Annotated in this window: 19 protein-coding genes and 1 pseudogene; 3 read left to right on the top strand and 17 right to left on the bottom strand. The window is 61.0% G+C overall.

The genetic code is table 11. The features are described from left to right. Positions 1 to 2 precede the first annotated feature (2 nt). Complete coding sequence (locus tag DLM86_RS23230; protein WP_110842461.1) at positions 3 to 773, top strand: VOC family protein; 771 nt, start codon at positions 3 to 5, stop codon at positions 771 to 773. A gap of 49 nt (positions 774 to 822) precedes the next feature. On the opposite strand, the gene DLM86_RS23235 is transcribed toward DLM86_RS23230, so the two are convergent. From DLM86_RS23235 to DLM86_RS23250, 4 genes are all read right to left on the bottom strand, one after another. Then, positions 823 to 2097 carry a glucuronate isomerase gene (locus DLM86_RS23235; RefSeq protein ID WP_110842462.1) on the bottom strand — a complete coding sequence of 425 codons (1275 nt, stop codon included), beginning with the start codon at positions 2095 to 2097 and terminating at the stop codon, positions 823 to 825. A gap of 82 nt (positions 2098 to 2179) precedes the next feature. Beyond that, the gene (locus DLM86_RS23240) at positions 2180 to 3670 is read right to left on the bottom strand and encodes a tagaturonate epimerase family protein (RefSeq protein ID WP_110842463.1); all 1491 of its coding nucleotides are present in this window, start codon (positions 3668 to 3670) and stop codon (positions 2180 to 2182) included. Between the two features lie 125 nt (positions 3671 to 3795). After that, the gene (locus DLM86_RS23245) at positions 3796 to 4752 is read right to left on the bottom strand and encodes a metallophosphoesterase family protein (protein WP_110842464.1); all 957 of its coding nucleotides are present in this window, start codon (positions 4750 to 4752) and stop codon (positions 3796 to 3798) included. Positions 4753 to 4804: 52 nt separating this feature from the next. Continuing rightward, positions 4805 to 5584, bottom strand: a complete 780-nt coding sequence (locus tag DLM86_RS23250) for a DeoR/GlpR family DNA-binding transcription regulator (RefSeq protein WP_110842465.1) — start codon at positions 5582 to 5584, stop codon at positions 4805 to 4807. A gap of 278 nt (positions 5585 to 5862) precedes the next feature. On the opposite strand from DLM86_RS23250, the pseudogene DLM86_RS33210 reads away from it, so the two are divergent. After that, a pseudogene (locus tag DLM86_RS33210) lies at positions 5863 to 6174 on the top strand (Uma2 family endonuclease); the annotation flags it as partial. A 219-nt stretch (positions 6175 to 6393) separates the two neighbouring features. Here DLM86_RS33210 and DLM86_RS23260 read toward each other — a convergent pair. The 11 genes from DLM86_RS23260 to DLM86_RS23310 form a co-directional block, all read right to left on the bottom strand. Further along, positions 6394 to 6768 (bottom strand): hypothetical protein, encoded by a 375-nt coding sequence (locus DLM86_RS23260; RefSeq protein ID WP_110842466.1) that lies wholly within the window; start codon positions 6766 to 6768, stop codon positions 6394 to 6396. 43 nt (positions 6769 to 6811) lie between these two features. Next, the gene (locus tag DLM86_RS23265) at positions 6812 to 6970 is read right to left on the bottom strand and encodes a YfhD family protein (protein ID WP_110842467.1); all 159 of its coding nucleotides are present in this window, start codon (positions 6968 to 6970) and stop codon (positions 6812 to 6814) included. A gap of 473 nt (positions 6971 to 7443) precedes the next feature. Continuing rightward, positions 7444 to 8565, bottom strand: a complete 1122-nt coding sequence (dnaJ, locus tag DLM86_RS23270; protein ID WP_110842468.1) for a molecular chaperone DnaJ — start codon at positions 8563 to 8565, stop codon at positions 7444 to 7446. A gap of 259 nt (positions 8566 to 8824) precedes the next feature. Next, positions 8825 to 10669 (bottom strand): molecular chaperone DnaK, encoded by a 1845-nt coding sequence (dnaK, locus tag DLM86_RS23275; protein ID WP_110842469.1) that lies wholly within the window; start codon positions 10667 to 10669, stop codon positions 8825 to 8827. Positions 10670 to 10749: 80 nt separating this feature from the next. After that, complete coding sequence (gene grpE, locus DLM86_RS23280; RefSeq protein ID WP_110842470.1) at positions 10750 to 11358, bottom strand: nucleotide exchange factor GrpE; 609 nt, start codon at positions 11356 to 11358, stop codon at positions 10750 to 10752. Positions 11359 to 11383: 25 nt separating this feature from the next. After that, positions 11384 to 12910 (bottom strand): TCP-1/cpn60 chaperonin family protein, encoded by a 1527-nt coding sequence (locus DLM86_RS23285; protein ID WP_110842471.1) that lies wholly within the window; start codon positions 12908 to 12910, stop codon positions 11384 to 11386. 40 nt (positions 12911 to 12950) lie between these two features. Beyond that, positions 12951 to 13976: a heat-inducible transcriptional repressor HrcA gene (gene hrcA / locus DLM86_RS23290; protein ID WP_110842472.1), complete on the bottom strand. Its 1026-nt coding sequence runs from the start codon at positions 13974 to 13976 to the stop codon at positions 12951 to 12953. 110 nt (positions 13977 to 14086) lie between these two features. Next, on the bottom strand, positions 14087 to 14548 hold the full coding sequence (locus DLM86_RS23295) for an N-acetyltransferase (RefSeq protein ID WP_110842473.1): 462 nt from the start codon (positions 14546 to 14548) through the stop codon (positions 14087 to 14089). Positions 14549 to 14696: 148 nt separating this feature from the next. Beyond that, complete coding sequence (hemW, locus tag DLM86_RS23300) at positions 14697 to 15905, bottom strand: radical SAM family heme chaperone HemW (protein WP_110842583.1); 1209 nt, start codon at positions 15903 to 15905, stop codon at positions 14697 to 14699. Between the two features lie 230 nt (positions 15906 to 16135). Further along, the gene (gene lepA / locus DLM86_RS23305; RefSeq protein WP_110842474.1) at positions 16136 to 17950 is read right to left on the bottom strand and encodes a translation elongation factor 4; all 1815 of its coding nucleotides are present in this window, start codon (positions 17948 to 17950) and stop codon (positions 16136 to 16138) included. A 182-nt stretch (positions 17951 to 18132) separates the two neighbouring features. Then, the gene (locus tag DLM86_RS23310) at positions 18133 to 18657 is read right to left on the bottom strand and encodes an ADP-heptose synthase (protein ID WP_110842475.1); all 525 of its coding nucleotides are present in this window, start codon (positions 18655 to 18657) and stop codon (positions 18133 to 18135) included. A 459-nt stretch (positions 18658 to 19116) separates the two neighbouring features. On the opposite strand from DLM86_RS23310, the gene DLM86_RS23315 reads away from it, so the two are divergent. Beyond that, positions 19117 to 19923, top strand: coding sequence for a (2Fe-2S)-binding protein (locus DLM86_RS23315; protein WP_110842476.1), 807 nt, complete (start codon positions 19117 to 19119; stop codon positions 19921 to 19923). 57 nt (positions 19924 to 19980) lie between these two features. Here the strand turns inward: DLM86_RS23315 and DLM86_RS23320 are convergent, their stop codons facing one another. Both DLM86_RS23320 and spoIIP read right to left on the bottom strand, forming a co-directional pair. Further along, entirely contained in the window at positions 19981 to 20412 is a 432-nt protein-coding gene (locus DLM86_RS23320; RefSeq protein ID WP_158289626.1) for a DUF3679 domain-containing protein, read from the bottom strand. 45 nt (positions 20413 to 20457) lie between these two features. Then, the gene (gene spoIIP / locus DLM86_RS23325) at positions 20458 to 21762 is read right to left on the bottom strand and encodes a stage II sporulation protein P (protein ID WP_110842478.1); all 1305 of its coding nucleotides are present in this window, start codon (positions 21760 to 21762) and stop codon (positions 20458 to 20460) included. Between the last annotated feature and the right edge of the window lie 39 nt (positions 21763 to 21801).

Raw genomic sequence — 21801 nt, forward strand, 5'->3', positions numbered from 1 at the left:
TCATGGAACGGAAAAGTCCGATTACGCATATTGCCGCCGTATTTTTGCCGGTCCGAGAGCTGGCGCGTTCCGCCGCATGGTGGAGCGATCTGCTCGATCTGCCTTCGCCCGATGCGCCGGCCGGGGCCGTCTATGCGCTGCCGATTGCCGGGACGGGCCTCATCCTGGATCCGAACCAATACGGCTTCCCCCACCTCGTCATGTATGGGACCGCCGATATCGACGACGCTTACCGGCTTGCGCGGGAACGGAGCTACGACATTTTCCACAATCTGCAGCGATTTTCGAATGTCGCGTATTTCAACGTATTCGATCCGGGCAAACGAAACGGGATCATGATTTGCCAAGGCGACGACGCTGCCGAACCGGCCGCAGCGAGCGGCCGCTGCCCGATTCGCGCGGAAGTCCGCCGCGTGTTCGCGCATTCGGACGATGTGGACGAGACGGCGCAATGGTACGGCGCGATGCTCGGCTTGGCGCCCGGAGCAAGGTCGCTTGCCGAAGAGGGGTGCGAGCTGCGGCCGGCGCGGGGCGCCCTGCTGCACATCTTGGATCGCCGCCGCAATCCGATACCGCCGGTTTATTACGGGAAGCTGGGTGCAAGCGTCGTCGGCCACCCGATGTTCGAGCTGACGACGCCCGATCTCTCGGCCGCCCGCGAATGGGTGGAAGCGAAAGGCGGCGAAATCGTCGCGACGGATGGCGGCGAAGCCGGCCGTCATTTCTACTTCCGCGATCCGGACGGCAACACGAACCGGGTCGCCGAAGCGTAAACCCGAACAGTCCCGATCGATCCTTTTAGGACGATCGGGACTGTTCGTTTTAGTCGGCTGCGGCGACCGGGTTCGGCTTGCCGAGGAAGCGCCAGAACGCCCCGCCGAACAGATCGGCGACGTCCCGGCGAATTTCTTTTTTCTTGATCCTCCACCCGGTGTCGAGCAGATCGGCGTACTTGTCGTACAGCACGTTCGCGATAATGTCGCGGGAATGGTCCCACTTGTACAACAGCTGGTCGAGCACCCGGCAGTCGGAATGCTGCGGCGTCACGCTCGTGCCGAGCAGCTCGAACCGCATCCGGGTCATTTCCTCGATCAAGCTCGGGTTGTTCAGGAACCACCAGCAGCCGAACACGTGCAGGTTGCGGAACTTGCGGGCGGCGACGGCGAGGCCGTGCTGGTTTTCGCGCGCGAGCATCGTGCACAAAAACTTGTTGTCCGGATGCAGCGAGCACATTTGCTCCACGGCCCGGACATCGCTCAAGCCGACGCTGTCGCCCGCGTCGCCGAGCGCCGGATTGACCCGCTTGTTCACGCCGATCATCATCGCGAACGGAATGTCGAATTCGCGGGCGACCGGCAGGATGCATTTCGCGATGATGTCGCCCCTTGCCGACTGCTCCGGGTAACGGAACGACGGAGGCAGCGACACCGCCATATAGAGCGGATTCATTTTGCGAATCCAGGTGCGCAAAAATTCGCGGATCCCTTCGACCGTCTTGTCGGTAACGGCTTGCTCCACGTCGTAGCCCCATTCCTTCAGACGCTCCCACGTCCGCTCCTCCCACTGCATGAGCAGCGGATCGATGCGCAGGGCGGTGTTGAAGCGCGGATCGATCGAACCGATGTTCTCCCACGCTTGCCGCTCCTCGTCGACGAACGGGTCGTTCGTCATGCAGACGTTGGCCACGTTCGCCAGCTTGAACACGAGGTCGACGTATTCGCCGGTCGTCTTCGAGGCGAAGAAGGCGCGGTACGACTCCAAATCGCGCGAGCCGACGTCCAGCCCGAGACGGCTCAGCACGGTCAGCACGCCTCGGCACGCCTCGCTGTAGGGCGAATGCTCGAGGAACAGCGTCTTCCAGACGAGGTCGGCCTGCTCCCGCTTCGACATCGCCCAGAACGTCTCGTACGGCAGATCGGGATGGAAACGCATCGTCTCCGCGACGAGATAATGGTACGTCAGCAGCTCGTCGATCCCCCACAGCAGCAGATTGCCGAAATCCTCGGTAAACAGATGGGTGTGAATGTCGGAAATCGGCGTGCTGCGGATCGTCTCGCGGACGTAGGAACGAAGCTCCTCTTTCGTTTGAATGGCCATTTCACGCGTCCTTTCCCCGGAATGACGGATATAATGTTAACGTGTGCATGATGTGCATGCTTTCATTGTACACGTCTCCGCCTCATTTGCCAAGAAGCCGAATATGTTTTCCGATATGGGCGACGAGCGCGTCGCGGAACTCCCCTTCATGCCCGGACATCGTCGCGAAAAATTCGTCCTTGAACAACGGCTTGCCCGTTTCGTCCTTCGCCTGAAGCAGCAGACCGTACGTAATGTGCAGCATTTGCCGCGCGTCGTCGTCGTTCAAATAATCCGGCAGCTCGGCATCGGGCGTCTCCTCGAGCGGCTTCACCTTGTTCAAGTCGGCCTTCACGTGGTAATACGCCGTCGCTTCGGAGAAACGGTCCCGCGCGTACGCATGCATGCGGCGGTACAGCTCCGGATTCGTCTTCGCGACGACGCGCATCGCCTCCAGCCAGTTCGTGCCGGCCGTCTTCAGATGGAACCGCCCCCTCGTATGCGCGCCAATCATCGGGAAGACGGTAAACTTGTCGCTGCCGGAATGGAAGCTCAGCTTGTAGCCGAAATGGTCCGCGATCGCCGCATGGATGCGTAGCTCCTCCTCGAACCGGGCGACGTCGCCGATGTAGTCGATCCCTTTTTGAAACTCGCCGCAAAACCGGGGCGCCATCGAAAACAGCGTTACGCCGCGGTCGTACAGCTCCTGCGCGATCAGGAAATGCGAGGCCGGGTCGGTCGGCGTCGCCGTTTCGTCGATCGAGATTTCGAAATCGATCTCGCGTCCCGCCGTCGCGATGTACTTGCGAAAAACGTGTTCCATATACTCGATCGCCTTGGCGTAAATGAGCACGTCTTTCGCGAGCGACGATGCGTTGAAGGTGAAGCGGGTGCCGGCCGCTTCGAACGTCCGGTTCAAGAAACGGCTCTCGTAGCGCTCGCGGACGTCGGCCGGTAGTTGCGCGTAGCGGGCTTGAAGCTCCTCGGCGGACAGTCCGTCGATCGTGTTGTCGATATGCTCGGAGCAGTCCAGCGTCAGCATCGTGAAGCCGAGATCGAGCGCCATCGCGATGTCCGACTCGACCTTCAGATGATCGCCGTCGGCGCCGAAGCCGTCCTTGTACCCTTCCTGAAACGCCGCGTAGCAGGCCGCATCGAGCACTTCCTTGTAGTCGCGCCCGGTCAGGTTCAGCTCGCGGATGCTTTGCTGCGCCAGCACGGGGCGAATATCCTTGCCGCGCACCGTTTCGATATGGCCGGGGGATGCGATGCCGAGCCGGTCTCCCAAGCCGATCGTGGCGATGCCCGTGCCGAAGGCGCGAGGCGCGGTCCACGGGAAGAAGCGGTTCAGCGCCAGCCGGTTCGCATGGCTCGCCGGGCACAGCTTCGCGCCTTCGAGCCCGTCCGGCGTCTCGCCTTCCAGCGCGTCGTATAGCGTGCCCGAGCCTTCGGCGAGCAGCAGCTTGCGCCCGTCCTTCTTGATCATAAGCAGCGAGACGTCTTCGTGCCGCGCGAGCGACCGCTCGTACGTCTCGACGTCGGCGCCGCCGGCTTTCAGCTTGTCGATTACGGATTGAAGCGTTTGCAGGGGCATGGTTCGTAAACCTCCTAGAGGGGCTTTTGGTCCGGAGTTACCGGCGTTAGCCCCATCTTAGCGCAAATTCCGTCGTCTTTCTGTTCATTTTTTGCTATAAAACAGGATAAGTACGCAAATTTTGCTCACGCCTGCCCGGGTGTATGCTCCGGCTGCTCCCGCACTTCCGTCCCGTCGTCGAGCCGAAGCCATGTCTCGAACGCTCGCTCGCCTTCCTTCAGCCGGATCAGGCGCGCTCCCCGCGGAAACCCTTCCCGGCCGTACGTATTGTAGCCCGTCGCCCGGCCGTAGCAGAGACGGACGCCGAACAGCTCTCCCCAATAATCGTTGATATGGTCGTGACCGCAAAACGTCCCCACGACGTCCCCCGCTTCGACCAAAGCGGCGAACAAGCCGCTGTTCAGCTGCGGGCAGCAAACGTCTTCATGCTTGTGTCCGTAGCACGTCTCCACCTCCCACACTTGGCGGTATTCCGGCAGCGGGATATGGAAGAAGGCGAGCGCCGGAACCGGTTGTCCGCCGTTTTCTCCGGTCAGCCGCGCCGATTCGCGCTCGTACCAGCCGATCTGATCGCGGCGCACCCAATCGTAGCCGCGAACGTGCGGCACCGGCGAGTACGCCCCGGAGTCGAAGCCGTACAGCGCCGCCGCCGTCCGGCCGTCCCGCCCTTGCACACGCAGGACGAAGTTGGAGGCGCCCGTCGCCTCTTCCGGTCCGCGCTCCGATACGACATGGCGAAACCGCCCGACGGACGCCGCCAGCTCGTCTCGCGTGATAAGCTGCTCCGTATCGTGATTGCCGAACACGACCGTCCACGGAATCCCGTTCCGCTCGGCCGTCGATACCGCCTCGCGGAAGGCGCCGATCGGGTCGGTGCAGGGGCGGTCGCCTTCCTTCACCCCGCCGGTATAAATGACGTCGCCGGTATAGACGATCAGGTCGGGCTTCTCTACCGCGACGACACGCTCCATCAGCGCCCGCGACCGCAAATCCGCTTCCCGTCCGTCCATCCAATGAATATCGGTGAACTGGGCGATCGTAAACGTGCCGTCCTCGCGAAAGCACAATGCCGTTTTGCTCATATTCGTTCTCTCCCATCCGTTAGGTAAGGTGGTTACGGCCGTCCCGAACCCGTCAATCGATCGGCTCGGCGATCCAGAGCCGGACACCGGCTTGCTCCAGCTGTTCCTTCCATTCCGCCGGGCAGCCCGCATCGGTCACGATCGCGCTCGCGTCGCGCAGGCCGGCGATGCGGGCGAACGCCGTCCGGCCGAGCTTCGAATGATCGGCCAGCACGATCGCTTCCTCCGACCGCTCCAGCATCCGCCGCGAGACGCTCGCCTCGTTCCAGTCGTAGTCGGTTAAGCCGTCGACCGACGATACGCCCCCGACCGACAAAAACGCCTTGTGCGCCTTCAGCTCGCCCAGCTGCCGTTCCGTCATCGGGCCCGACACGAAGCGCAATCCCGGATTCGCTTCGCCGCCGGCGAAAAACACCCGTCCCGCGAACCGCTCCATCGCGAGCAGCAGCACCGGCACCGAATGCGTCACGATCGTCACGTCGGCGCGGTCGCGCAAATGGTTCACGAGCTCGAGCATCGTCGTCCCGTGGTCGACCATGACCGTCTCGCCTTCCCGGACGAGCGACGCCGCCAGCTTGCCGATCGCCGCCTTTTCCGCCCTGCGCTCCTCGGCGCGCTGGGGGAACGGCGCTTCCCGCAGCGCCATCCGGTTCGCGACGGCGCCGCCGTACACCTTGGACAGCCGGCCTTCCTTCTCGAGCCGGTCCAGGTCGCGGCGGATCGTCTCCGTCGAGACGCCGAGCAGCTCGGCGAGCGGCTGCACCTGCACTTTGTCGTGCTCGCTCAGCTGCCGCAATATCGTCTTGCGGCGCTCCTCGTACGTAAGCGACATCGGATCGCCTCCTGAATTCAACATTCATTTGACTATTGATGATGAATCGTGTTGTTTATTGTTGATGTTATCCGGATTTCGGTCTCGCGTCAAGAGCGTTTTTTCGGGGGGCGGGAAAGGATCGCTTCGTTAGGGAGAGGAGTGTCGCAGAAAGGGCGTGCCTGTTGTATGATGAAGCATGTTAGTCATCCGAATGAAGGCGGTGCAGTTCGATGATTCATGACGAAGCGATGGAGGAAACGAAAGAAAGAAACGAGGTTTGGGACGGCAAGAAGTTGATGAGGAGTCCGGGATCGCCCCGGCATGAACTTGTACTCATTCGAATCGCATCCGTGATCGATCATTTCGTTTTTGCCAATAAACTTGGTTACCTGTTTTCCTCCAACATCGCCGTCTACTTGGAGAACGATCCGTCGAGCAAGGACTTCGTCATGCCGGACATCACCTTCGTCTCCGTGGCGAACAAACGGATCGTGAAGCCGATGGGCATCCGGGGCACCCCCGATCTGGTCGTCGAGGTCGTATCTCCCGGTATCCGCAGCACGCGTCGCGACCTGGTCGACAAGTTCAACAAATACGAGAAATACGGCGTAAACGAATATTGGATCGTCGATCCGATCGGCAACGTCATCGAGCTGTATTCGCTCCAGCGGGCGACGGGAACTATGCGCAGGTGGAGCAGTCCGTTTTGCTGCCCGGCATCGAGCTGCCGTATGAGCGAATTTTCGAAGACATATTCGAGGAGTAAGACGGCAGCATGGAAGAAGGGGAAGCGGCCTTTGACCGCTTCCCCTTCTTTTTCGTTACCGCTAGACGAGCCCGCCGCTTTCCTGCACGACGCGCAGCGCCTGATGGTGAACGTCCTCGCTCATGACGGCCGTCAGCAAAAAGTTGCGGCCCATCGTGTCGTCTTCGCCGCCGCCCGCGCTCATTCCGCTCGCGCTGACGTCGGCCGCGGCGAGAATGCCCGCGTTGCGGTCGGTGAAGTCGCCGCCGAGCGTCAAGTAGCCGAGGCTCGGAAAGTCGGCGTTCACCGGATTTTCGACATGGTCGATTCCTTCGCCCGGAAATCGGCCGACCTCATCGATGCGCATGTCCTCGATCCGCAGCGCCTTCAGCTTCGCCGCAGCGCCTTCCGCGTCTTCCCGGCTTTTGAAATAAGCCAATACGTTTTTTTCCGTCATCCTGCGTCACCTCCGTCCGACGGTTCGACAGCCGGAGAACCGGTCAACCGTTCTCTTGACGGTTGTCGGCCGCTTCCGCACGCTCGGCCGCTTCGCGGTCGGCGGCGTCCGCCAGCATCTCGGAATATTCGACGTCTTCGTTTTTCCCGACAGGCAGCTGCTGCTCGTTCGTCTCGGCGTTGTACGCGTTCGATTCGGTCATGGGTGTATCCTCCTTTATCGCCACGATTTGGACGAACGTAGTATGCCACGAACGGTCGGGATTTTATGCATGCCCGACCGGCCGCAGGCGGAGGCGCGACGTCGATCCGGGACGATTCGGGTTTCAAGAGGCGGCGGACGAACATGGACCGGGACCACTGTCGAACGGTACCCAAGCCGTGTCATAAGCGCTTTCCGGGCGTACCGGGCCTGCTGTTGGATTTCATCCCAATCGATTCGCTTCGACCGGACCATAAAGGACGTTCCCATTGGAAACGTTCCAACCGAATCGCCTCCACCGTCTTGCTGTCGTTCGGTTCGAACCGTTTCTGCTGGATATAATCCAACGGCGGGTCGGTTTCGTCTCCGTTCGCGGCTTCCTCATTGGACAAAATCCAACGGCGCTGCCGGATCCAACTAAAAAAGCCATCGTCCGTTCCCGTCCGGGAATCGGAGATGGCTGGAGGCGGGCGATCATTCGCCCAAAAACGCTTTTTTCATCCGCTCGAAAATCGTCTGATGCTGCTCGTGCGTATGCTCGCCGGTTTGTTTGCCGAAGTCGCGCAGCAGCTCTTTTTGCTGATCGGTCAAGTTCGTCGGCGTCACGACGACGACGCGCACTTGCTGGTCGCCCTGCCCGTAGCCGCGCAGACGCGGGACGCCTTTGCCCTTCAAGCGGAAATACGTTCCCGTCTGCGTGCCGGCCGGAATTTTGAGCTTGACCTTTTCGGTCAGCGTCGGGATTTCGATTTCGTCGCCGAGCGCGGCCTGAACGAACGTAAGCGGCACTTCGCAGAAAATGTCGTCCCCTTCGCGCTCGAAAAAGTCGTGCGATTTCACGCGGATGACGATATACAAGTCGCCCGGAGGCCCGCCCTTCGTACCGCCTTCGCCTTCGCCCGATACGCGCAGCTGCGCGCCGTCGTCGACGCCCGCCGGAATTTTGACGTGGATTTTGCGCTGGCGCTTTACTTTGCCGGCGCCGTGGCACGTCGAGCATTTGTCCTTGACGATCGTGCCTTGCCCGTTACAGGACGAGCAGACGCGGCGATTGACGATTCGGCCGAACGCCGTATTTTGCACGACCTCCTGCTGTCCCGTACCGCGGCACGTTTGGCACGTTTCCGGACGGGTTCCCTGCTTGGCGCCGGTGCCGTGACACGTATCGCACGACTCCGTCCGCGGAATTTGGATGTCGAGCTCTTTGCCGAACACCGCTTCCTTGAACTCGATCGTCATCGTATATTGCAGATCGGCCCCGCGCTGCGGAGCGTTCGGATTGCGCCGCTGGCCGCCGCCTCCGCCGAAGAACATGTCGAAGATGTCGCCGAAGCCGCCGAAGTCTTGGCCGAAGCCGCCTCCGCCCATGCCCTGGCTCGGGTCCGCGTGGCCGAAACGGTCGTAATTCGCCCGCTTTTGGCCGTCGCTCAGCACCTCGTACGCTTCCTTCGCTTCCTTGAACTTCTCCGCCGCATCGGCCGCCTTGTTGACGTCCGGATGGTACTCGCGGGCAAGACGGCGGTACGCCTTCTTGATCTCGTCCTCCGACGCATTTTTCCCCACGCCCAGTACCTCGTAATAATCGCGTTTGCTCACCGTTTCACCCCCCCTACTACTTCCCCAAAAAGTGACGATATCCTTCGTAGCTTATTCCGAATACTTTTCGGGGACCCCAATACCTTACCCCAAAAAGTGAAGTTTGCCTCTGTAGCTTATTCCGAGTACTTTTCGGGGACCCCGGAACCTTCCCCAAAAAGTGACGATATCCTTCGCAGCTTATAAACGCAAAACGAAAGTCAAAGCCGCGGTCACCCGGGGCTTTGACTTCCGACGAATCGTTCGCCTGTTCGTCCGCTTACTTCTTGTCGTCCACGACTTCGTAGTCGGCGTCGACGACGTTGTCGCGTTTCGGGCTTTCGGCACCGCCCGCCGCACCGCCGGCGTCGCCCGCTTGCGCGTTCTGCGAAGCTTGCTCGTACAGCTTCACGGAGAGCTGCTGCACGACTTCGGTCAGCGATTCGGTCGCCTTTTTGATCTGGTCGAGATCGTTGCCTTCCAAAGCCTTCTTCAGCTCTTCCTTGGCCGCGTTCGCTTTGTCGACTTCCGCCTGATCGACTTTGTCCCCAAGATCCTTCACCGTTTTGTCGACGGTGTAGATCAATTGGTCCGCCTGGTTGCGCGCCTCGACCAGCTCTTTGCGCTTGCGGTCTTCCTCGGCGTGCGCCTCGGCGTCTTTCATCATTTTGTCGATCTCCTCGTCGGTCAAGCCGCTCGACGACGTGATCGTAATTTTTTGGCTTTTGCCCGTTCCTTTATCGAGTGCGGACACGTTCACGATGCCGTTCGCGTCGATGTCGAACGTGACCTCGATTTGCGGAATGCCGCGCGGCGCCGGCGGGATGTCGCCCAGCATGAACCGGCCGAGCGTCTTGTTGTCCGCCGCCATGGCGCGTTCCCCTTGGAGAACGTGAATTTCCACGCTCGTCTGGTTGTCCGCATACGTCGAGAACACTTGCGATTTGCTCGTCGGAATCGTCGTATTGCGGTCGATCATTTTCGTGAATACGCCGCCCGCCGTCTCGATGCCGAGCGACAGCGGAGTGACGTCGAGCAGCACGACGTCCTTGACGTCGCCGGTCAGAACGCCCGCTTGGATCGCCGCGCCGAGCGCGACGACTTCGTCCGGGTTAACCCCTTTGTGCGGCTCTTTGCCGATCAGCTTCTTGATCGCTTCTTGGACGGCCGGAATCCGCGTCGAGCCGCCGACGAGAACGACTTTATGGATGTCGTTCGGCGTAAGGCCGGCGTCGCTCAGCGCTTGGCGCGTCGGACCGAGCGTGCGCTCGACGAGCGACGCGGAAATTTCTTCGAACTTCGCGCGGGTCAAGTTCAGCTCCAAGTGCTGCGGCACGCCGTCTACGACCGTAATGAACGGCAGCGAAATCGTCGTCGTGAGCACCGTGGACAGCTCTTTCTTCGCCTTCTCGGCCGCGTCCTTCAGACGTTGGACGGCCGCTTTATCTTTGCTCAAATCGATGCCGTGCTCTTTTTTGAACTCGGACACCAAGTAGTCGATGATCGTCTGGTCGAAGTCGTCGCCGCCGAGACGGTTGTCGCCGCTCGTCGCTTTAACCTCGAAGATGCCGTCGCCGAGCTCGAGGATGGAGACGTCGAACGTACCGCCGCCCAAGTCGTAGACGAGAATCGTCTGGTTCGTCTCCTGCTTGTCGAGACCGTAAGCGAGCGCCGCCGCCGTCGGCTCGTTGACGATCCGCAGCACTTCGAGACCGGCGATTTTGCCCGCGTCCTTCGTCGCTTGGCGCTGGCTGTCGTTGAAGTAAGCCGGTACGGTAATAACCGCCTGCGTAACCGTCGTGCCGAGATACGCTTCCGCGTCCGCCTTCAGCTTCTGCAAAATCATCGCCGAAATTTCTTGCGGCGAGTAGCTTTTGCCGTCGATTTCCTCCTTGTAGTTCGTCCCCATATGACGCTTGATCGAAATGACGGTGCGGTCCGGGTTCGTAATCGCTTGACGCTTCGCGGTTTCCCCGACGACGCGCTCCCCGTCCTTTTTGAAGCCTACGACCGACGGGGTCGTGCGGTTGCCTTCCACGTTGGGGATGACGACCGCTTCTCCGCCCTCCATGACGGCTACGCAAGAGTTGGTCGTTCCCAAGTCGATACCGATCACTTTGCTCATGTTCATATCCTCCTCAAGGTTCTCTGTCTGTGGATCGAATAGGCCGGATGCGCCCAAAAAAAATACCGATAACGGACCGATCAGCCCGAAACTTTGACCATGGCCGGCCGGATTACTTTATCTTTCAGCTTATACCCCTTTTGGAGCTCCTCCAAAACGGTGCCTTCCTCATGCTCCTCGGACTCCACCCGCATGATCGCCTGATGGATTTCCGGGTTGAACGGCTGTCCGACCGATTCGATGCGCTCCAGCCCTTCCTGAGCGAGCGCCTGATCGAGCTGGCGGTAAATCATGTCGACGCCCTTCAGCAGCGCCTCGTAATCTTGACTGTCTTTCGCGGCGGCAAGAGCTCGCTCGAAGTTGTCCACGACCGGCAGCAGCTGCTCGATCAGCTTCGCCGAGGCGTACTTGGCGAACTCTTCCTTCTCCTGCCGCGAACGGCGGCGGAAATTGTCGAAATCCGCCTGCGCTCTCAAGTAGCGCTGGTAGTTCTCGTCGGCCAGCTTGCGCTGCTCCTCCAATTGACGCGCGAGCGTCGACTCGCCTTCGGCCGCCTCCGTCTCCGCGCCCGCCGGCTCGGCGGTCCCGCCGTCCGCCTGCGCGGTTTCGTTCGCGCCCGATTCGGAAACCGCTTCGTTTGCCGCCGTTTCCTCGTCGAGAGTCGCTTGTCGCTTTTCTTGTTCGGTCACTTCGGTGCCTCCTTATGATCCTCGTTCATTCGTCGGATTTCATTTTGATCACGGTATGTATGCGCAGCACGGCGGCGGCCACCTCGCCGGCCGCCCGCAGCGCATGCACCTTCACCCGTGTCGGATCCATGACGCCCCGCGCCAAGCAATCGGCGACGTGGCCCGTATCGCAATCGATCCCGTGCCGGTCCGATCGCTCGGCCAGCTGGGCCGCTTTTACCGCTTCGACTTTTTCGAGCGGGTTGAAGCCGGCGTTTTGCGCGATTTGCGCGAGCGGCTTGCGCAGCGCATGGGCGACCGCCTCGACGCCGAACGCCTCGAGGCCCGTCACCGTCTCGCGGTACCGCTCGAGCTCGTGGGCGACCGCCATCTCGACCGATCCGCCGCCGGGCAAGTACCCGCCGCGGATCGCCGCCTGGACGGCCGCCGCCGCGTCGCGGGCGATGCGCGCCCGCTCGCCGACGACCTCGCGCGTGCTCGCGCCGACGAGCACCGTCGCCGTCGGCTTGCCGGCGCCGCCCGCCACGCGGACGCGCCGGATGCGGCCGTCGTACGCGAGCGAGCCGCACCGGCCCGCATAGGCGGCCAGCTCGCGCTCCGGCTTCGCCAGCGCCGAACGGCGGGCCGGGCGTGCGCCGGTATGCTCGCACAGCCGCTCGAGCTCCCGCTTCGGCACCCGCTGCAGCAGCATGATGCCGTGGTCGGCGCAAAACTGCTCCGCCTCCGGGTCCGCCCCGCGATCGAGCGCGACGAGCCGCACGTTCAGCGCGAGCAGCTTGCGCAAATGGTCCGCGAACCGCTCCTTCATCTTCATAAACGTCTGGAAGCCCGCCTCGGTGACGAGCGCTTCTTCCTCCAGCTTCTCCGGCTCCAAGGCGTCGTACAGCACGAGCACCGACGAGCCGCCGAGCTCCGCCTCGAACTGATGCGCCTGGAACGGCCGCTGCTCGAGCAGCAGACCGGGCCACACCTCGTTCCCTTGCCGTTCGTGCGAGACGACGAGCTCCGCGAAGCGGAACGACTCCTCGGCCAGCCGCGCGCCGCCGAGCAGCCGGGCCGCGTCCACGACGAGCTCCGCGATGTCGCCGTTTTCCCGGCCGGCGACGTAGGCGATCCGGTATAGAATCGGATCGTCCGGTCCGCCGACCGACCGCGAGCGCGCGAGCATCCGCTCCGCCGCGAAGCGGATTCCTTCCTGCATCCCTTGCACCACTTTGGCGACCGGGACGCCTTTCGTCACTTGGCTTACCCCTTCGGCCACGAGCGCGCCGGCGAGCACCGTCGCCGTCGTCGTGCCGTCGCCGATCTGCTCCTGCTGCGAACGCGCCACCTGCACGAGCATTCTCGCCGCCGGGTGGGTGACGTCCATCTTCTCGAGAATGGTCGCTCCGTCGTTCGTCACCAGCACGTCGCCGCGGGGGCCGACGAGCATCGTATCGAGCCCTTTCGGCCCGAGCGTCCCTTCGACCGCGGAGCAGATGGCGCGAATCGCGGCCGCGTTGTTCAGCAGCGCGGCGTGGCGTTCTTCTCCTTCATGGTTCGCCTGTTTCATGCGAAACGCTTCCTCTCCGGGCAGCCGGCCGCGCTCCCCGTCATTTGTACCAGCGGGCAAGCACGACGGCCATATCCTTCGACAGATGGTCCAGCAGGTTGATCACCTTCCCGTATTCCATCCGGGTCGGCCCCAGAATGCCGATCGTTCCGAGCAATTGTCCGTCTATCGAATAGGATGCCGTAATCAAACTGCAGTTATTAATCGCCTCGACGCTGTTTTCCGTGCCGATCTTCACCTGAATGCCCGGGGGCGCTTCGGAGAACAGCCGGACGAGCGTATGAGCCTCGTCGAACAGATCGAGAATGCCTTTCACCTTGTCGACGTCCTTGAATTCCGGCTGCGTCAGCATATTCGTCGATCCGCTGACGTAGATGCGGTCTTCCTCGTCGCTCTGCACGACGCCTTCGATCATCCGGATCAGCTCTTCGTATTTCGATACGTATTTGCCGATTTCGGAGCCGACTTCGTTGTACAGCCGCGACTTGAAATGAATAAGCGGCACGCCGGCCAGACGGGCGTTCAGCAGGTTGACGATTTTTTCGATCTCGTGAACCGGCACGCCCTCGGGGATCGAAATGACCCGATTTTCCACATGCCCGGTATTCGTCACGATGATCGCGACCGCCGACGAATCGTTCAACGGCACGATTTGCAAATGCTTCAGCGTCGTCGTCATCAGCTCCGGCCCCATCACGATCGACGTATAGTTGGTCAAGCCGGACAAAACCGTCGCGACGTGCTGGATGATCGACTCCATCTCTTGCAGCCTTTCGGCGAAAAACAGCTTGAGCACGTCGAGCTCGTGCACGGACAAATTCGCCCGCTTCACCAAATGGTCCACATAGTAGCGGTACCCTTTATGGGAAGGAATGCGTCCCGCCGACGTGTGCGGCTGCTCCAAAAATCCGAGCTCCTCCAGATCCGACATTTCGTTGCGGATGGTGGCCGGACTGAATCCGACATCGCCCCGCTTGGAAATGGTACGTGACCCGACAGGCTCCGCTGAACGGATGTAATCGTCTACGATGGCGCTCAAAATCAGTTTCTGACGTTCAGTTAACATGCGCGGACCTCCTTTGATCTCCAAGCTTTTCCGGCGTGTCGTTAGCACTCAATCGAAAGGAGTGCTAAACCTTATTACAAAAATACCAAAAAGAAAAGCACCTTGTCAAGTCAGTCAAGGCGCTTCATGACCGCGATTTCGTCGCAGTTGTTTTGTTTTTTGCAATGGACGCAATCGGTCCAAACTTTCTCGGGGAAGATTTCCTTCGGCACGACCGTAAACCCGTTTTTTTCGAAAAAAGCGACCTCGTACGTGAGCGCCATAATTTTCGGAATTCGGTTCGCCTTCGCCTCCTCGGTCAAAAACGAGACGATCTTCCGGCCGATTCCTTGGCCCTTGTAGCCGTCCGTCACGCCGAGCGAGCGAATTTCGACCAGGTCTTGTCCGAGCCGGAACAGCGATCCGCAGCCGACGAAGCGTCCTTCGTACTCGGCGATGACGAACGTATCGATATGGCGCCCGAGCGCTTCCTTCGAGCGCGGAAGCATGATTCCTTTCTCCGCATAGCTTTGAATGATGTCATAGAGCGAATCGACGTCGCTCTCGGTCGCTTTTCTGCAAGTAACAGTCATGTCGGTTCCCACCTTGCCGCAAATCTAGGATAATATGAATAAATATACATTCGTGTTCGGTTTTATGCAAGAGGTTTTTATCGCGGACTCCTTGCCCTCCGGTGGAAGGAAGCTTCCGCAAAAGCCGGACCGTTCCTTGCCGCCGCGATCAGTCGTCCCCATCGCCGAGAAACGCCCCGAACACGTCGTTGCCGAACAGGACGCCCCGCTCCGATAGCCGATACCCGTTCCCCTCGGCCAACAGCAGCTGCCTCTCGGTCAAGCTCCGGATCGTCTCTCCGAACGCCGCCTCGATCGATAGGCCGAATTGGCTGCGGAAGTCGGCGTCGCTCACGCCGGACAGAAGACGCAGTCCGACCATCATGAAGTCCTCCATCGCCTCCTGCCGGCTCACCTCGTGCGATTCCTTGATTGGAAGCCCGTCCGCGCACGCGTCGATGTACGCCTGCACGCCCTTGATGTTGACGTGCCGCCGTCCGCCGGCGTAGCCGTGCGCTCCCGCACCGAGACCGTAGTAGGCGCGGTTGCGCCAATACGTCGTATTGTGGCGGCTTTCCCGGCCGGGCTTGGCGAAGTTGCTGATCTCGTATTGTCCGTACCCGGCCTCCTTCAATCGCCGCATGACGGTCAAGTACATCTCGAGCTCCTCGTCCTCGTCGGGAAGCGGCAGCTTGTTCTTATGATAAAGCGTGTGGAACAGCGTATTTTCTTCGATTTTCAAACTGTAGGCGGAATAATGCTCGAGGCCGAGCCGCAGCGCCTCGTCGATCGTCCGGTTCAGCGTGTCGGTCGTCTGGTTCGGCAAGCCGAGCATCAGGTCGATGGACAAATTGTCGAACCCGGCCTTCCGCGCGTTCTCGATGCTGCGGTAGACGTCGTCCGTATTGTGGATGCGGCCGATGGCCGCCAGCAGCGCGTTGTCGAACGATTGGACGCCGAAGCTGATCCGGTTGACGCCGCCTTCGCGCATCGCCGCCAGCTTGTCCGGGTCGGTCGTCCCCGGGTTCGCCTCCATCGTCACTTCGCAATCGGCCGTCCGGTCCGGGAAATGCGCGTTGACCGTATCGAGAAAATAGCGCATTTGCTCCGGCGTCAGCACGGTCGGCGTCCCGCCGCCGACGAAGATCGATTCGATCTTCTCCGCCGGCATCCGGGCGACCGTCCGCTCCATCTCGCGCTCGAGCGCCCGCAAGTAGTCCATCACCGGCTGGCCTTGGACGACGTACGAATTGAAATCGCAGTAGTGGCACTTGTTCGTGCAAAACGGGATATGAATATACACCGCTCGCGGCGGCGCTTGGTTGTAATCGGCGGGTGACGTTTGGATCCCTTGCACCCGATTGTGTCCCTCGGTCATCGCTTTCACTCCCTTCCTCCCTACTCACCACAGATCGACGAGTACGATAACGAGCCGGAAAACGAAAAAGAGAGCCCGAAACGCCAAAAGAGGCGGGACATATGCGGCGCAACGTTTACGGCCCTCATCTGAAATCGCGTTCGCGATTTCAAGAGAGGCTGGAGCGCATATTCCCGCCTCTTGCCTCGGACTATTCATCTCTTTTTCGTGTCCCGTTCTCTTCTATCTTTCTACTCGTCGATCTTCAGCACCGCCATGAACGCTTCCTGCGGCACCTCGACGTTGCCGACCTGCTTCATCCGCTTCTTGCCTTCCTTCTGCTTCTCGAGCAGCTTCCGCTTCCGCGAAATGTCGCCGCCGTAACATTTGGCGAGGACGTTTTTGCGCATCGCCTTGATCGTTTCGCGCGCGACGACTTTTTGCCCGATCGCGGCCTGGATCGGCACCTCGAACATTTGCTTCGGAATGATGTCCTTCAGCTTCTCGCAAATGATCCGACCGCGGTTGTAGGCGCGCTCCCGGTGGACGATGAACGACAAGGCGTCGACCTGCTCGCCGTTGAGCAGAATGTCCATCTTCACCAGATTGGAGCGGCGGTACCCCGACAGCTCGTAGTCGAACGATGCGTATCCTTTCGTGCTCGACTTCAATTGATCGAAGAAATCGTAGACGATCTCGGACAGCGGAATGTCGTAAATGAGCGTCACCCGCGTCGTATCGAGATATTCCATGTTGATGAACTCGCCGCGCTTCCCTTGGCACAGCTCCATGATCGCTCCGACGTAATCTTTCGGCACGATGATCGACGCCTTGACGTACGGCTCCTCCACGAAATCGATCCGCCCCGTTTCCGGATAATTGGACGGGTTGTCGATCAAGAGCTCTTCGCCGTTCGTCAGCGTGACGCGGAAAATAACGCTGGGCGCCGTCGTAATAAGCGGAATGTTGAATTCGCGCTCGATCCGCTCCTGGATGATCTCCATATGAAGCAGGCCGAGGAAGCCGCAGCGGAAGCCGAAGCCGAGCGCGGTCGACGTCTCCGGCTCGTACCGGAGCGATGCGTCGTTCAGCTCGAGCTTCTCGAGCGCTTCGCGTAGGTCGTTATAGTCGGCCGTATCGATCGGATACAAGCCGCAGTACACCATCGGGTTGATTTTCCGGTAGCCGGGCAGCGGCTCGGGGGCCGGGTTGCGGGCATCGGTGATCGTATCGCCGACCCGCGTGTCCTTGACGTTTTTGATCCCGGCCACGACGAAGCCGACGTCGCCGACGGTCAGCTCGTCCACGATCGTCATTCTCGGCTTGAACGCGCCGACCTCGATCACCTCGAACGTGGCGCCCGTCGCCATAAATTTGATCGGCGTTCCTTTGCGAATCGTGCCGTCGATGACCCGGACGTAGACGATAACGCCTTTATAAGCGTCGTAGTGCGAGTCGAAAATAAGCGCCTTGAGCGGCTTCGTCTTGTCGCCGCTCGGAGCCGGCACCTTTTGGACGACCTGCTCGAGTATTTCCTTGATGCCGATGCCGGCTTTCGCCGAGGCGAGCACTGCCTCGCTCGCGTCCAAGCCGATGACGTCCTCGATTTCCTGCTTGACGCGCTCCGGCTCGGCGCTCGGCAGGTCGATTTTGTTGATGACCGGCAATATTTCCAGGTTGTTGTCGAGCGCCAAGTAGACGTTTGCCAGCGTCTGCGCTTCGATCCCCTGGGCCGCGTCCACGACGAGAAGCGCTCCTTCGCAAGCCGCCAGGCTGCGGGATACTTCGTACGTGAAGTCGACGTGTCCCGGCGTGTCGATCAAGTTCAGGATGTACTCGTTGCCGTCGTCCGCCCGGTACGCGAGCCGTACCGCCTGCAGCTTGATCGTGATGCCGCGCTCGCGCTCCAGGTCCATCTGGTCGAGCACCTGGTCCTGCATTTCCCGCGACGTCAAGGCGCCGGTATATTCCAAGATCCGATCGGCAAGCGTCGATTTGCCGTGATCGATATGGGCGATGATGCAAAAATTGCGTATCATGCTTTGTTTGTCCGTGCTTTGCGACATGTTGACCCTCCCGCTATTCGCGCATTACACTCCATTATATCAAAGAAGCGGTCCGTGCAGCAATGAGGCGCTTTCGACGGTTAGGAGGAGCGCGGTCTTCCGGCGAATCCGCGGCGCGAACAAGGCCCCGCCTGCGCGAATCGCAAGCGGGGCCGTTCCATACGCGTGAATGTCCGTTTCGGTTACAGCGTTTTCCAGTCTTCCTCCGTCAGCTGCTCCTCCAGCGCGAACTCGAAATCTTCGACGTCGTACGTCTGGATCGGCACCTCGCTGTCGATCACTTTGTCCAAAAACTCCAGCTGATCGGTGACGACCGGCGCCTTCTCGTGCAGCGACGTCAAGATCAGCTCGGTCTCGACCGGATCGAACGTCTCCCCGTAGTGGGCGTTATCGATCGCATAGACGACCGTGAACGTCACTTCGTCGTTGACGAGCAGCGGCGGACTTTTTTTCCACGGCATTTGCAGGGCGCGTTCGATCTTTTTGCGGTTGAACGATTCTTCGAAGAACGCGATCAGCTCGCCGATTTTTTGTTTCACATGGGCGTCGTCGTCCGGTTCCGGCATGACGGGCTCGTCGCTGTCCCGCATTTCGTACAGCTCCTGGATCGTGGAGAAAGGGATCAAATACTCCACGGGTCGGCCCGGCACCAGCAGTTGCCCGTAGACGGCAACCAGGACGGCTTCGATGACAAAGCGCCGGCTCATGGTTGAATTCCTCCTCAGAGTTTTGACGAAGTCAAAACTGGCTTCGTAAGCATTTACCGAGTTTTGACGAAGTCAAAACTGGCTTCGTAAGCATTTACCGAGTTTTTGCCGTAGGCAAAGCTCGCATCGTTTCGCGTGCGCTTGCCGCGGCAAAACCGGCCGTTTACCGAAGCCCGGCCGGACAGGCCGAGCTTCTCCGTGTAAAGTCACCCCTCTATAATACCACTTGCGACACGGACAAACCAGCGGGTGTTTGACCGGCGGCCGTTCGTCCCGTGGCGGATCGCCTTCGGTCCGGCGTCCGTACGCCGGCAAAACGCCGTTTCGAGCCGCACCGCCGCGCTTTTCTTATGAAGGAAAAGCCCGAATCGAAAACGTCGCACGTTTCGGTTGCAACGCGCGGCCGACTCGATTATCATTAATAATGATAATCGTTCTCATATAGATGGAGGGATCGTCATGAACGCTGAGCCGGACCTTTCGCTTGCCGCAACGTACTTCCATATTTCCGCCGCCGGCAGCGCCGACCCGGTATACGAGACGCCCGCGACCGATCTGCTGAAGCCCGCGACGATGGACGACCTGCTTCGGCGCGGCCGGGGTTTGCTGAACGGCCTCGGACTCGACATCGCCGTTTCGTTCGTCGGGCTCGCCTTTTTCGGCGTCCCCGCAACGGTACATACGTACATGTGGCAGTACGACCGGGTGCTCGACCTGTCGCTCGGCAACTTGACCGTCCAGCTGGAAGCGCACGGCGATCACGCCCACCTCGTGCTCAAAATCGGCGAAGTCCGATGGAGAGAACTGCCGGCTGACGGCCGGGAGGCGGCTATCGTCGGCGAGCTCGATACGCTGTTCCGCGAAACGGTCAATCCGATCGTCGAGACGGCCGCCGCCACGGCCGGCTTCAAGCCGGATTTGATCTGGAACCAATTCGGCGCGCGGATGATCTCGGTGGCCGACTTCCTCGTCCGGCGCGCGCCGGACGAGGCGATGAAGAGCAAGTATGAGGCGGACTTGGCGCTGCTCGTCCGCGGTCTTCCTCCCGAAACGTTCAACCGGAGAAAAAATCCGTACGACCACCGTCCGCGGTACGTGGAAAGTCCGTACAAGCCGGGCGAGACGATCGTCGTCCGCTCCTCGTGCTGCATGTGGTATCGCCGGGAAAACGGCGTGAAGTGCTTCAACTGCCCGATCTTGAGCGACGAGCAGCGGGCCGAGATGAAAACCCGGATCGAGGCGGAACGGAAGGCGTCCGGCGGCTGACGCCCATCGTCCTTGCGCGTCACGCCGCCCGCCTCTCCCTCCGGATGCAAGAAGCGTTCAATTGACGATGCTGTCGAGCAGCGAGACGACGGTGCGGATCGTGCCGTGGGCGACCGTCTGCAGCATATCGCCGATCTGATTGCCGACGCGGTTGATGCCCGAATCGGCCGCGATCGGCTGCGGCTGCGGTTTCACCGGCTGAGGCTGAGGCGCCGTCGTCTGCGGCTGCGGCTGCGTGGCCGTCTGGCCGCCGCCCTGCGAGCCCGCCGGCTGCGCGACGCCCTGCGCCTTGACGCCGCCCGATGCCGTTTGGCCGCCCTGCGCGGCTTGTCCCGGCGGCGTCTGCTGGGAAGCCGTCCCCTGCGGAGCATAGCCGCCGATCGGCCCCTGCACCCGCTCCATCCCTCTTGTAGCCAGCTCGATTCCGAAAAACACCCCGAAGACCAGCATCACGACGACGGCGATCAACGTAACGGAGTAGCGCGACATATTCCATCTCCCCTTCTTCATGGCGGTACGGCCGTCCCGCCGTCTTCAGCGGGCCGACGCGACTTTGGCCGTCGGAACGGCGGCTTGGCCCCCGTTCGACGCCGTCGTTTGCGCGTTCACTTTTTCCGCGTCCCAATACAGTCCGGCGATCGTCTTCGCGAGCACGTCGGCCGTCCGGTAACATTCCTCGAGCGTGTTGTAGGCGCCCCCGACCTCGATCAGCATGCTGTTCGGCGATACCGACTGATTGTACTCGGCATGGCCTCCGCTTCCTTTATCCCATATTCCCCGCGACAGCCCCGGATATTCGCTTTCCAGCTTCTCGTGAATCCGTTTGGCGAACGCTTCGTTTTGCTCCCATTTCGCGTTCTTTTTGCCGACGATGAAATATACCTTCGCATAGTCGCTGCCGCCGATTTTCGCCGTCGTTACGTCCCGGCCTGCGGAATCGCGGTGAATGTCGAACAGAAACGTGATGTCTTTGTTTTCCGCGAACGCTTCCTTCACCGTTTCCAGCGAATATTTGTACGAGAAGTTCCAGTTGTAGCCTTTGACGGCCGTCGGATAATCTTTGCCCGAATGGACCGAGCCGATCCCCTGCTCCTCCAGCTTGTCCGCGAGCCGTTTGCCGATCAAGGTCACGTTTTTTTGCGCGTCCTCCGCCTCGTTCACCGACTGGACGTTCAGCTCCGGCACCCACGATTCCCGCGGATGCGAATGATAGACGAACACGACCTTGCGTCCGCCGGTCGTCAGCTTGCCGACCGGCACCGGATCGGGTGCGGCGGCCCCGTCCGGCCCCGAAGCGGCTTGGCCCTGCGCCGGCGGCTGTCCCCCCGCGCCGGTCGTCCCGGCGTCCGCACCGTCCGACGATGCCCCGGCGGCTTCCCGGGAGGGCGGCGCCTCGCCGTCCCCTCCGGGCTTCCCCGCGTCGGACGACACCCCCGGGGAAGCTTGTCCGCCCGGCTCGCGCCCTCCGCGAAGCCCGGGCAGCTCGCTCGCGAGCAGCGACTTCGGCTCGCCGGGGTTGACGTGCAGCAGCATTTGCGCCAAATACCCGCCGACCTTGCCGTGCGAAAACGTCGATTCCCCCTCGCGCTTCATCGCCGCCGATTCCAACCCGAGCATATCGACGAAAAATTGCGGCGATACAGATGCCGTCATCCGCTTCATCGCACTCTTCGGCGTAACGGACGCGTACGACTGCCAGAGCGCCGCCGCCGCGGCGAGCGCGAACAGAAGCAGCGATACGCCGACGTAAACGGCGAATATCCGCCGAATGACGCCGCCTTGCCCGGCTTGCAGGCTTGCGGATTTGAACGTTGCCGCCCATTTGGACCAGATGCTCATCGCCTATCCCTCCTTGGATCGCGCCCGTCTGCGGCGCCT

The organism is Paenibacillus flagellatus (assembly GCF_003217775.1).
GTDB classification, from domain to species: Bacteria; Bacillota; Bacilli; order Paenibacillales; family NBRC-103111; genus Paenibacillus_AB; species Paenibacillus_AB flagellatus.

Coding starts and splice junctions, on each gene's coding strand:
- DLM86_RS23230 (WP_110842461.1), top strand. CDS start 3: ATGGAACGGAAAAGTCCGATTACGCATATTGCCGCCGTATTTTTGCCG.
- DLM86_RS23235 (WP_110842462.1), bottom strand. CDS start 2,097: ATGGCCATTCAAACGAAAGAGGAGCTTCGTTCCTACGTCCGCGAGACG.
- DLM86_RS23240 (WP_110842463.1), bottom strand. CDS start 3,670: ATGCCCCTGCAAACGCTTCAATCCGTAATCGACAAGCTGAAAGCCGGC.
- DLM86_RS23245 (WP_110842464.1), bottom strand. CDS start 4,752: ATGAGCAAAACGGCATTGTGCTTTCGCGAGGACGGCACGTTTACGATC.
- DLM86_RS23250 (WP_110842465.1), bottom strand. CDS start 5,584: ATGTCGCTTACGTACGAGGAGCGCCGCAAGACGATATTGCGGCAGCTG.
- DLM86_RS23260 (WP_110842466.1), bottom strand. CDS start 6,768: ATGACGGAAAAAAACGTATTGGCTTATTTCAAAAGCCGGGAAGACGCG.
- DLM86_RS23265 (WP_110842467.1), bottom strand. CDS start 6,970: ATGACCGAATCGAACGCGTACAACGCCGAGACGAACGAGCAGCAGCTG.
- dnaK (WP_110842469.1), bottom strand. CDS start 10,669: ATGAGCAAAGTGATCGGTATCGACTTGGGAACGACCAACTCTTGCGTA.
- DLM86_RS23285 (WP_110842471.1), bottom strand. CDS start 12,910: ATGAAACAGGCGAACCATGAAGGAGAAGAACGCCACGCCGCGCTGCTG.
- hrcA (WP_110842472.1), bottom strand. CDS start 13,976: ATGTTAACTGAACGTCAGAAACTGATTTTGAGCGCCATCGTAGACGAT.
- DLM86_RS23295 (WP_110842473.1), bottom strand. CDS start 14,548: ATGACTGTTACTTGCAGAAAAGCGACCGAGAGCGACGTCGATTCGCTC.
- hemW (WP_110842583.1), bottom strand. CDS start 15,905: ATGACCGAGGGACACAATCGGGTGCAAGGGATCCAAACGTCACCCGCC.
- lepA (WP_110842474.1), bottom strand. CDS start 17,950: ATGTCGCAAAGCACGGACAAACAAAGCATGATACGCAATTTTTGCATC.
- DLM86_RS23310 (WP_110842475.1), bottom strand. CDS start 18,657: ATGAGCCGGCGCTTTGTCATCGAAGCCGTCCTGGTTGCCGTCTACGGG.
- DLM86_RS23315 (WP_110842476.1), top strand. CDS start 19,117: ATGAACGCTGAGCCGGACCTTTCGCTTGCCGCAACGTACTTCCATATT.
- DLM86_RS23320 (WP_158289626.1), bottom strand. CDS start 20,412: ATGTCGCGCTACTCCGTTACGTTGATCGCCGTCGTCGTGATGCTGGTC.
- spoIIP (WP_110842478.1), bottom strand. CDS start 21,762: ATGAGCATCTGGTCCAAATGGGCGGCAACGTTCAAATCCGCAAGCCTG.